We start from the raw sequence: 11,072 nt of genomic DNA, 5'->3' as shown, positions 1-11,072 counted from the left end.
AACAGCAGCAATTGATCAAGCAACAACAAAAGACGGTGTAACAACAGCAACAGATACAGGAAAACTAGGAATAGAAAAAGAAGCAGCGAAAGCAGAAATCGAAGCAGCGAAAGCAGCGAAAGAAAAAGCAATCGAAACGAATGCAGAGTTAACACCAGAACAAAAAGCAGCGGCAAAAGCAAAAGTAGCAGAAGAAGCAACAAAAGCAACAGACGCAATCGATAAAGCAACAACAAAAGACGGTGTAACAAGTGCAACAGATGCAGGAAAACTAGGAATAGAAAGAGAAGCAGCGAAAGCAGAGATCGAAGCAGCGAAAGCGGTGAAAGAAAAAGCGATTGAAGCAAATGCAGAGCTAACACCAGAACAAAAAGCAGCGGCAAAAGCAAAAGTAGCAGAAGAAGCAACAAAAGCAACAGACGCAATCGATAAAGCAACAACAAAAGACGGTGTAACAAGTGCAACAGATGCAGGAAAACTAGGAATAGAAAAAGAAGCAGCGAAAGCAGAGATCGAAGCCGCAAAATCATCGAAAGAAAAAGCGATTGAAGCAAACGATAAACTTTCAGATTCAGAAAAACAAGCAGCGAAAGAAGAAGCAGCGAAAGCAGCGGATGAAGCTAAGAAAGCAATTGATGTAGCAACAGATAATGCTGGAGTTGATGTAGCAAAAACAACAGGAACTTCAGCAGTAGAAGCTGTAAATCCAGTAGGAAAAGAAAAAGCATTAGATGCGATTCAAAAAGCAACTGAAGATAAACTTGCTGAAATTGATCGTGATGATAAATTATCAGAAAAAGAAAAAGATAAAGCGAAAGCAGAAGTTGCTAAAGCAGCTATAGAAGCAGTGAATGCAATTAATGAAGCAACAGATCAAGCCTCAGTAGATGCGAAACAAACTGAAGGAACAAAAGCTGTATCAGAAGTAAATCCAGTAGGAAAAGATAAAGCGAAAGCAGAAATCGAAAAATCATTATCAGAAAAAACAAATGCAATTGATGCAAATTCAGATTTAACAGATGAACAAAAAGCCGAAGCTAAAGCGAAAATTGCGGAAGAAGCTAAGAAAGCAATTGATGCAATTGACAAAGCAACAACAACAGAAGATGTTGCCTCAGCTAAAGAATCAGGAAAACTAGCAATAGAAAAAGAAGCAGCAAAAGCAGAAATCGAAGCAGCAAAAGCAGCAAAAGAAAAAGTAATTGATGCAAATCCAGATTTAACAGATGCTGAAAAAGCAACGGCTAAAGAAAGAGTTGAAGAAGAAGCAGAAGCAGCGAAAAATGCAATTGATAAAGCAACAGAATTATCTGATATTGATAAAGTAACTGAAACTGGAAAAGATGATATCAAGAAAGTAACAGTAACAAGTGCTAAAGAAAAAGCTAAAAAAGCAATAGACGAAGCCTTAGCAGAAAAAGAAAAAGCAATTGATGCAAGAACTGATTTAACTCAAGAAGAAAAAGAAGCAGCTAAAGAAGCAGCAAGAGAAGAAGCAGAAGCAGCAAAAAATGCAATTGATAAGGCAACAACTTTAGAAGATATCAATAAAGTATTAGAAGATGGAAAAGAAAATATTGCGAAGATTAATCCAGAGAATCTTAAAGATAAAGCTAAGAAAGCAATAGATGAAGCCTTAGCAGAAAAAGAAAAAGCAATCGATGCAAGAACTGATTTAACTCAAGAAGAAAAAGAAGCAGCGAAAAATGCGGCAAGAGAAGAAGCAGAAGCAGCGAAAAATGCAATTGATAAAGCAACAACTTTAGAAGATATCAATAAAGTGCTAGAAGACGGTAAAGAAAACATTGCGAAGATTAATCCAGAAAATCTTAAAGATAAAGCTAAAAAAGCAATAGACGAAGCCTTAGCAGAAAAAGAAAAAGCAATCGATGCAAGAACTGACTTAACTCAAGAAGAAAAAGAAGCAGCTAAAAAAGCTGCAAGAGAAGAAGCAGAAGCAGCGAAAAACGCAATCGATAAGGCAACAACTTTAGAAGATATCAATAAAGTGTTAGAAGATGGTAAAGAAAATATTGCTAAGATTAATCCAGTAGGTGCTAAAGAAGAAGCTAAGAAAGCTGTGGAAGAGGCATTAGCTAATAAAGAAAAAGAAATCGATGAAAGTACAGATTTAACTCCTGAAGAAAAAGTTAAGGCGAAAGCATTGGCACGTGAAGAAGCTAAAGCAGCGAAGGATGCAATTGATAAAGCAACAAGTATCGAGGCAATAGAAAAAGCTTTAAGACCATTCTTATACCAAATTGATCAAGAGGCATTAGTATTCGCTCTTCCAACATTTGATTTTGAAGAAGCTCTTAAATCATTAGTACAAGGAACTGTATCTATCGAGCTTGGAAGTGATATTTCTGATCAAGATGTATTATCAAAACTTGATTTACCAGAGGGACTAGAAGTTGTTGAAATTGAAAAACCAACGACAACAATCTTAGGTGCTACATTAGCGAAGGTTACTATTAAGCTTTCTGATGAAAGTTACGCAACTGTTGAGGTTCCGGTAGAAGTAGTTAAGAAATCTATTGATAATTCTAAAGGTTCAGAAGATAGTAGACGTCCTGAAGATAAAGTTCGTGTAGATAAAACTACTGAAAATACTATTAGAGAAGAAAAACGTAGTAGTATTTCTAAAGAAGATTCAAAATCTTCTAAAAACACGTTACCAAATACAGGTGCAACTGAAACTAATACTGGTCTTGCAGGTCTAGGATTAGCGGTACTAGGAAGCTTACTAGCGGTAGCTAAAAGACGTAAAAAAGATGAAGAGTAAAAATTACTAAATCATCAAAAATAATTCTTTAAAATTATCTGTTAGATAATCGAAAAGAGACAGCAATCCAAGAGTGAATCGAAAGGTTCATTTCTTGGATTTTTTGTGTTTTTATTTCGGGGAAGAATCATAAATAGTATAGTGATATCATTAGAAAAAATATTTTTTTTCTAGTATAATAAAGTTAGTAATAGGGTAGAATAAAATTTATAAATAATAGGATTAAAACAAAGGGAGTGAAAAAATATGGAAGAACGCCATAAAAATATAAAACCTATTTACGACTTAGTTGTAAAAAAGGTGTTTCGTAATGAAGAAGTAGCGTTACAGTTTGTAAAAGATATTTTTGATTTATCAGCAAAAAGTGCGAAATTAATTGAGGGGAATCAAATATTTTCAGCCAACAGTAATGTAGAAACAGATTTCAATATAGCTGTTGATATATTAGTTGAACTAGACAATCATGCACAGGTAATTATTGAAGTTCAACTGGCTAAACAAGTGTTTTTCATTAATCGCATTTGGTCATATCTGTGTAAACAGGTTAATGATAATATCGAAAGATTAAAACAAACAGAAAAAGAAAAACTGGCTATTTATAGAAAATTACCGCCAGTTTATGTTGCAGCCATTGTTGACCAAAACTATTTTGATGGAGAAGATCCTATAAGTACTTTTTTAATCAAAGAGGAAACAAGAAATACAGAATTAAAAATGTATGTAGATAACGCCACTAAAGAAATGCCATTATTAAAAATTGTATTTTTAGAATTAAAAAAATATAAACCAGAACTAAAAGAAAGTTACAATAAAGTACGTTGGCTAGAGTTTTTCGGGAATAAGAAATATACAAGCGAACCTGGAGAAGTGATAGATCGGGCTGATGATTTACTTAATGTTAGAAACTGGACTAAGGAGGAACAACGTATGTATGATGAGATAACAAGACAACAAGATCATTATTGGGCTTCATTAGCTTATGCTCAAGAAGAAGGACGAGCAGAAGGACGAGCAGAAGGACGAGCAGAAGGACGTGCTGAGGGACGAGAAGAAGGACGAGCAGAAGGAATTGAAGAAGCAATTATTACTCTAATGAAAAACGGACATATCTCTCCGGAAGTAGCTGCCGCTCAATTAAAACTAAATATTGAGGAATTAAATAAATATTTATAGAAAGATAGAAGAAAAACAAAGGGAGTAAAAAATATAGAAGAACGCCATAATATAAAACTAATTTATGATTTGGCAGATGGCGATTCAAAAATCGTGATTTCTTAAGAAATCACGATTTTTAAGTTGCTCCTGATTATTTTTATCTAAAATTAACTAGCCTTAATATTTTATCGAAATATGAATAATGATTTTCTAAAACGTCTTTCTCTTCTTTAACAAGCTCAGGTTCATCAGTAATTATTCCGTCTGCAGGGCTTTGTAAATATTTAGTAATTAATGCTGAATCATTTATGGTCCAAACAAAAACTTTTTTATTTTGTTTTTTAGCTTGTTCTACAAGATGATCTCTATAAGAAAAATCTTCTATTACAAAAAAGTCGACGTTACTTTGGTGAAAGTTTCCGAACTGAAGTGGAATTACATAACCAGTTTCCAAGTCTGGTGCTTTTGTTTCTAGTTCTTCTATTACTTTAGAGTCAATAGACATGAATTTATAATTTTCAAGTTTTAATCTTTTAACTTCATTAATAAATATGTTGATATAATTTGCTGGTTCGCGCCCATGAGGTTTTAGTTCAATTACAAGCTTCATATTTAATTCTTTTGCTTTAGCTACAAATTCTTCTAGTGACGGAATTTTACTAGTATAATCTCCTTGTTTAATTGTTAAACCTACTACTTCATCAAAATTCATATCTTGAACTTTCTTTTTTATGCCAGCAAGTCTTTTCAGATTAAAGTCATGTATAACGACAAATTTATTATCCTTTGTTAGTATAATATCGAATTCTACGTAATCAGCACCTGCTTTTGCAGCACCTTCAAGAGCTTCAATCGAATTTTCAACACCTAAAGCAACATATCCACGGTGTGCTATTGTTTCAATATTTTTATTAACTCCATTCCCATATATATTAAAACCATTGATAATCGTTGCAATTACTATAATGATAGTTGTAAAGGTTATTGCGAAGCTTGATTTTTTCTTGTTTTCATTAAGATTATTAACTAGCTCTTCTGATATTTCATTATGATCGATAAGAATTGTAATTAGTGAGGTGATAACTGTTACTTTTGAGATAACTCCAAGAAAGAAAATAAGTGCACTAATTGACGAGAAAAATAGAGTTTGAACTAGAGGATTATTCCCGTCGTCATCGAAGTATATACAAATAATTGTAATTAGAGCTGTTAAGATTCCAGTTATTATTATATATATAATTTCAAATAAACCAATAGTAAATAATAATTTTCTTTTTCCAGTTTTTGTAAGTTCCCAACTTTTTCTAATGCTATCTAGTATTTTTTCATCACCTACAGCAGTTAGTGGAAGGGTGAAAATTAGTCTAAGATTTATATATGCTAGTATTAACATTATAAAACCCCAGATAATAAAACCACTAGTAGTTTTCATTATTTCATTACTAATAAATTTTGGAATAAATAAATTCTTTGCGATAACAGATTTAACACCAAGATTGATAGTTGGTATAGTTATCAGGAAGTAGACTATAAAAAATAAAGTTTGAAAACCTGCTAGGTTTTTAGTTTTTTTCCAAGCATTGTTTAATATATTTTTGAATGAATATTGTCTATCAGTTAATTGCCCATAAATAGTAAAGGTAAGTATGGAAAACTCAATAAACATGAAGAATGCTACTATAAGTATTAATATATTTAATATTACAAAACTATATGGATTGATTAATATGCTTAAAATATTGTTCTTGTCTAAATATTCTTCACCAGCAAGGGTAAGGGCTAGTTGGAAAATTCTAGCGATTATCCATAAACCACAGATTAAAATAAATTGAATAACAGCTGCGATTGAAATATAAGTGAATTTATAACGATTAATATTTTTTAATACACTAAAGAATAAATTTCTAATTGTAAAATTCATGATAACCTCACTTTCTATAGTATTTTTATGCTACTAGATTATACCAAAAATAAAATTATGTAGCAAGAAATTGGAGGAATAAAGAAAACTTTTAAAAATAAAAAGTAACGTTACCTTTTTTTCTTGACAAACAAGTATAAGTAGGTTAAAATAAAAAAGTAACGTTACCATTTATATTTGATAATTTTTAAATGTCATTATATAAATTAAAAAATAAAAAGGAGAAATGACTATGGATTTAAAAAAAGTTATAACTGAAGTTGTTGAGCATAGTGGTGGTGAAGAAAACATTAGTTCTGTTGTTCACTGTGCAACTCGTCTTCGTATAGAATTAAACGATGAGAACAAATATAATAAGGAAAAACTTGAAGATATTGAAGGAGTTAAAGGTGTATTCTTTAATAATGGACAACTTCAATTAATCTTTGGAAGTGGTCTTGTTCAACAAGTTTTCGCTAAGTATAACGAAGTATACAAAGGTGGAGCTCCAAGTGAAGGTGAAGGAGAAAAAACTACAAGCAAGAAACGTAAAGGAAATCCACTACAACGATTTGTAAAAATGTTAAGTGATATTTTCGTTCCGATCATTCCAGCAATTGTTGCTGGTGGTCTTTTAATGGGGATTAACAACGTATTAACAGCGAAAGATTTATTCTACACTGGGAAATCTGTTATTGAAGCTAACCCTGGTATTGCAGGTCTTGCAGATATGGTTAACGTATTTGCGAACGCACCATTTGTTTTCTTACCAGTATTAATTGGTTTTTCTGCAACTAAACGATTTGGTGGGAATCCATATCTAGGAGCTGCTCTTGCAATGTTAATGGTTCACCCAGATGTGATGAACTTTTATGTATTTGGAAAATTAGATCCAGCTACAAACCAACTTCTTGCACCAGCATTAGATATCGTTAATCAAAACGGTCAAGCAGTAGATGGATTACAAAGAGTTACAGCTTTGCAATATTGGGATGTGTTTGGATTTAAGATTGCTAAAGTAGGATATCAAGGTACAGTATTACCAATTCTTGTAGCTGCATGGTTATTAGCAACAGTTGAGAAATTCCTACGTCGTGTAACTCCATCATGGTTAGATAACTTAACTACACCGTTAGTTTCATTATTCGTAACTGGATTTGTAACATTCGCATGGATGGGGCCTGTACTTCGTGAAGCTGGTACTTTATTAGGTGAAGGATTACAATGGTTATATATGCAAGGCGGATTCATAGGAGCAGGTATTTTCGGTTTATTCTACGCACCAATCGTAATCACTGGATTACATCAAAGCTTCTCAGCTATAGAAACTCAATTACTGGCTGCAACAGGATTAACATTTATCTTCCCAATTGCATCTATGTCTAATGTAGCGCAAGGTGCTGCGGTTCTTGCAGTATTAGTATTCTCTAAAAACACAAAAATGAAATCAATCTCATCAGCATCTGGTATTTCTGCATTATTAGGTATTACAGAGCCAGCTATGTTCGGGGTTAACTTAAGACTTAGATATCCATTCTATGGAGCTATAGCAGGAAGTGCTGTAGGAAGTGCATGGATTGGATTAAACAAAGTATTTGCATCAGCATTAGGAGCAGCTGGTCTTCCAGGATTCTTATCAATTCCTGCAAACCACTGGTCAACATTTGGTATTGGTTTAGCATTATCATTCATCGTTTCATTCTCAGTAACAGCATACTTCTTCAAAACTAAGAAGGAGCTTGTAAATGCTAGCTAATAATTGGAAACAAAATCTTCATTTAGAACCTACTAAAGGTTGGCTTAATGATCCGAATGGATTAGCTTACTTTAACGGGAAATACCATATTTTTCACCAATATTCATATGAAGTAAATGGTGGACTAAAATTATGGTATTACTATACTAGTAGTGATTTAAAAAATTATGAAGATCGTGGCGTTTTCTTAACACCAACTATTGAAGAAGAAACACATGGTGTATATTCAGGAAGTGCCAATATAGAAGATGGGAAATTAGTCTTCTATTATACAGGAAATGTGAAATATAAAGGAGATTATGATTATGTTCATGCTGGACGTGGTCATAATACCATATCTTTTGAAACGGAAGATGGAATTAATTTTACTGAGAAAAAATGTCTGTTAAAAACAGATGATTACCCTAACATGTCAAATCATGTTAGAGATCCAAAAATATTTGAAAAAAATGGAAAAAAATATCTAGTTCTAGGAGCTAGAGATAGCAATGATTATGGATGTTTATTAGTATACGATAAAGATACTCTTAAACCATATAAAACTATTTATTCACAAAAAAATCTAGGCTTTATGTGGGAATGTCCTGATTATTTTGAAGTAGATGGGAAAGAAATATTTATGTTCTCACCTCAAGGTATTACAAGAATGTACCCATATTATGAAAATATGTATCAAATTGGATATTCTGTAGTTGAAGATGGAATTGAGAATGTAGATAAACTAGATAACTTCACACTATTAGATTATGGGCATGATTTTTATGCCTCACAAACATTTTTAGATGAAGATAATAATCGTATTTTAATCGGTTGGATGTATGTTCCGGATAGTAGCTATACAAATCCAACTACAAAATTTGGGTATCAAAACTGTTTAACTGTACCTCGTGTAGTAAATTTCAAGGATGGTAAAGTTAGACAAACGTTACATAAATCGGTAAAAGATTTATTAGGTAATGATATTAAAACTAATGATTTTAATAAAAATATATGGTATTATAAACAAGAACATGGAGAAAGTTTTGAAATCAGTGTAGCTGACTTTAAAGTTAGCTATGAAAATAAAGAATTAAAAGTTTCTTTTGGCACTAGTGGTTACGGGAGAAATGATAGAAAATATAAATTTGATTTAGAAGATGTAGAAATAGTATTTGATAGTTCATCAATTGAATTATTCGCTAATGGTGGATCATTTACGATTTCGACAAGATTCTATCCAGAAAATCACGATGTAAAAATATTAGCTACTAACTATGTAGCAAAAGAACTAGGAGCAATCGAAATTAGAGAGGAGAACTAAAATGGCAGTTTTATGTATAGGAGAAATGCTAATTGACTTTATAGGAGAAGGTGTAGGAACAATTGATAAAGTAAAATCGTTTAAAAAAGAGGCTGGAGGCTGTGTAGCAAACGTGGCGTGTGTTGCACAAAAACTAGGACATAAGAGTTATTTATTAACATCATTAGGACAAGATGGTTTTGGTGATTTTTTAGAGAATACTTTAAAAAATGAAAATGTAGACTGTAAATATGTGAGCCGTAAAGCTGATAGTTTCACACCGTTAGCATTTGTTTCTTTAGATGAAACAGGGGACCGTTCATTTAGTTTTTACTTTAAAGGTTCTTCAACATTAAGAATTAGTAAAGAAGATGTTGAAAAAGTAGATTTATCAGAAATTGAAGCAATTCACTTCGCAAGTATTGCTATTCAAGAAGAATCAAAAGATAGCCATCACTTATTACTAAAAAAAGCTAAAGAAGCTGGTGTGTTAATTTCTTTTGATGTTAACTTACGATTCAATCTTTGGGATGATCACAAAGTATATCTTGAAACTATTAAAGAATTTTTACCTTATGTTGATGTAATTAAAGTTGCTGATAATGAATTAGAATTTTTAACAGGAACTACTAATATCGAAGAAGCGCTGAAAAAAGACTTCAGCCACATGAAAGTTGTTCTTTATACTAAAGGAGAACACGGCGCAGAAGTTTACTATCAAAATCATAAGGTAGTAACTGAAATCCCTAATATAAAAGCGGTTGACACTACTGGTGCAGGTGATGCATTTGCTGGTTCATTCTTATCTAAACTATTAAATTATGAACTTAATAATATTTCAGAAGAAGAACTGTCAGATATGGCAACATTTGCGACAAACTATGCTAGTTTAACAACTACAAAAACAGGTGCAATTTCAAGTTACTTAACAGAAGAAGAGTATAATAGTTTAATATAATTATAAACGGGCTAACTTAAAAGCCCTAAAATTCAACAAAGTTTATATAAAAACTCAAATATGCAGTGATTTATTGATATCTAAATTCTCTTTATAAAAGCTTTTGGATATCTAATAAATTTTGTGGGAGTGACTCAACAAAACTGATTTCTCTGAAATCATGAGTTTGGAGTTACTCTCTTTTTTATAGATAGAAAAATGTGGGTTATTATGATAGAATTAGTGTTAAATAATTGAAAAATAAAAAGAAATTAATAAAACTAGTAGATGTAATCCTTAGTTAATATAAAGATGAGAAATAAATATAATTAATTTAAAGTAAGAAATGAAGCAAAGATAGGTGAAAGTATGCAAAACAATATTAAAATAAGATTATCAGTAGATAATTTTTATGATAATATCTCAAAAAACAAACAGAAGACGAAAATAGATCCTAAAGAACTTAGTAAGTCATTAGGATACGATGAAAAAATTATTAATGAATTTCCTGATGAAATTAATATGGGGCTTTCTTGTGGAAATCCAATTAACCACTTGAAAATTAAGGAAGGACAATCTTTAATCGACCTAGGATGTGGAGCAGGGATGGATATTTTCATTACAAAGATGAAAAATCCTAAAGTAGGAACGTTATATGGACTAGATAGATTAGATTCGATGCTTGAAAAAGCAAGAAAAGTTCGTGATAATAAGAAGTTCGATAATATTGAATTTATTAAAGGTGAATTAATTAATATTCCTTTAGAAGATAAATCAGTTGATAGAGTTATTAGTAACTGTGTTATTAACCTAGAACCTGATAAGCAAAAAGTTTATGATGAAATTTATCGTATTCTTAAAGACGATGGTATGTTTGTAATATCTGATATTATTTTGAAAAAAGACTTGCCATTAGAATGGAAAAATTCTAGTAGAATGCATTGCACTTGAGTTGCGGGTGCTCTTTTGGAAGAAGAGATGACTGATATTATCAAAAAAGCAGGATTTACTAAGTTTCAGATAATAAATTCCGATGTGACAGATGAGTATGCAGAAAAATGGGGCTATGGAAAAGGGATGAAAGATTATATCAAAAGTGGTTTATTAATAGGTAGAAAGTAAATATTTTTTTATAACTTATTACTTAAAAATATATAAATTTGAAAATAACTAGAAGTACTTCGATATTAATTTATACATAATTAGTAAAAGTTTTCTGATTTTAAGTAGATGATTTATCATAATAGGTATTTTAGCTGT

General features: G+C 31.5%; 8 protein-coding genes. 7 read left to right on the top strand and 1 reads right to left on the bottom strand.

Annotation, left to right across the window (positions count from 1 at the left end):
* The coding region (locus RWQ74_RS05580; protein ID WP_314397291.1) for a DUF1542 domain-containing protein at positions 1–2,785 on the top strand (2,785 nt) is incomplete at its 5' end.
* A 246-nt stretch (positions 2,786–3,031) separates the two neighbouring features.
* A complete protein-coding gene (locus RWQ74_RS05575; RefSeq protein ID WP_314397290.1) occupies positions 3,032–3,958 on the top strand; it encodes an Rpn family recombination-promoting nuclease/putative transposase in 927 nt (308 codons plus the stop codon).
* Positions 3,959–4,097: 139 nt separating this feature from the next.
* Here the strand turns inward: RWQ74_RS05575 and RWQ74_RS05570 are convergent, their stop codons facing one another.
* Positions 4,098–5,861: a glycerophosphodiester phosphodiesterase gene (locus RWQ74_RS05570; RefSeq protein WP_314397289.1), complete on the bottom strand. Its 1,764-nt coding sequence runs from the start codon at positions 5,859–5,861 to the stop codon at positions 4,098–4,100.
* Between the two features lie 232 nt (positions 5,862–6,093).
* On the opposite strand from RWQ74_RS05570, the gene RWQ74_RS05565 reads away from it, so the two are divergent.
* The 5 genes from RWQ74_RS05565 (at position 6,094) to RWQ74_RS05545 (ending at position 10,934) form a co-directional block, all read left to right on the top strand.
* Positions 6,094–7,596: a sucrose-specific PTS transporter subunit IIBC gene (locus RWQ74_RS05565; RefSeq protein WP_314397288.1), complete on the top strand. Its 1,503-nt coding sequence runs from the start codon at positions 6,094–6,096 to the stop codon at positions 7,594–7,596.
* Positions 7,586–8,896, top strand: coding sequence for a glycoside hydrolase family 32 protein (locus RWQ74_RS05560; RefSeq protein WP_314397287.1), 1,311 nt, complete (start codon positions 7,586–7,588; stop codon positions 8,894–8,896). Before RWQ74_RS05565 ends, RWQ74_RS05560 begins: the two co-directional genes overlap by 11 nt.
* 1 nt (position 8,897) lies before the next feature.
* Entirely contained in the window at positions 8,898–9,833 is a 936-nt protein-coding gene (locus RWQ74_RS05555) for a carbohydrate kinase (RefSeq protein WP_314397286.1), read from the top strand.
* 348 nt (positions 9,834–10,181) lie between these two features.
* Positions 10,182–10,763, top strand: coding sequence for a methyltransferase domain-containing protein (locus RWQ74_RS05550; RefSeq protein ID WP_314397285.1), 582 nt, complete (start codon positions 10,182–10,184; stop codon positions 10,761–10,763).
* Between the two features lie 15 nt (positions 10,764–10,778).
* Positions 10,779–10,934 carry a methyltransferase gene (locus RWQ74_RS05545; protein ID WP_314397284.1) on the top strand — a complete coding sequence of 52 codons (156 nt, stop codon included), beginning with the start codon at positions 10,779–10,781 and terminating at the stop codon, positions 10,932–10,934.
* Positions 10,935–11,072: the final 138 nt, after the last annotated feature.

The sequence above is a fragment of the uncultured Gemella sp. genome (assembly GCF_963525165.1).
GTDB lineage: Bacteria > Bacillota > Bacilli > Staphylococcales > Gemellaceae > Gemella.
Note: the sequence above shows the minus strand (reverse complement) of the source record. Positions and strands in the feature narration are given on the sequence as shown.

Coding starts and splice junctions, on each gene's coding strand:
- RWQ74_RS05575 (WP_314397290.1), top strand. CDS start 3,032: ATGGAAGAACGCCATAAAAATATAAAACCTATTTACGACTTAGTTGTA.
- RWQ74_RS05570 (WP_314397289.1), bottom strand. CDS start 5,861: ATGAATTTTACAATTAGAAATTTATTCTTTAGTGTATTAAAAAATATT.
- RWQ74_RS05565 (WP_314397288.1), top strand. CDS start 6,094: ATGGATTTAAAAAAAGTTATAACTGAAGTTGTTGAGCATAGTGGTGGT.
- RWQ74_RS05560 (WP_314397287.1), top strand. CDS start 7,586: ATGCTAGCTAATAATTGGAAACAAAATCTTCATTTAGAACCTACTAAA.
- RWQ74_RS05555 (WP_314397286.1), top strand. CDS start 8,898: ATGGCAGTTTTATGTATAGGAGAAATGCTAATTGACTTTATAGGAGAA.
- RWQ74_RS05550 (WP_314397285.1), top strand. CDS start 10,182: ATGCAAAACAATATTAAAATAAGATTATCAGTAGATAATTTTTATGAT.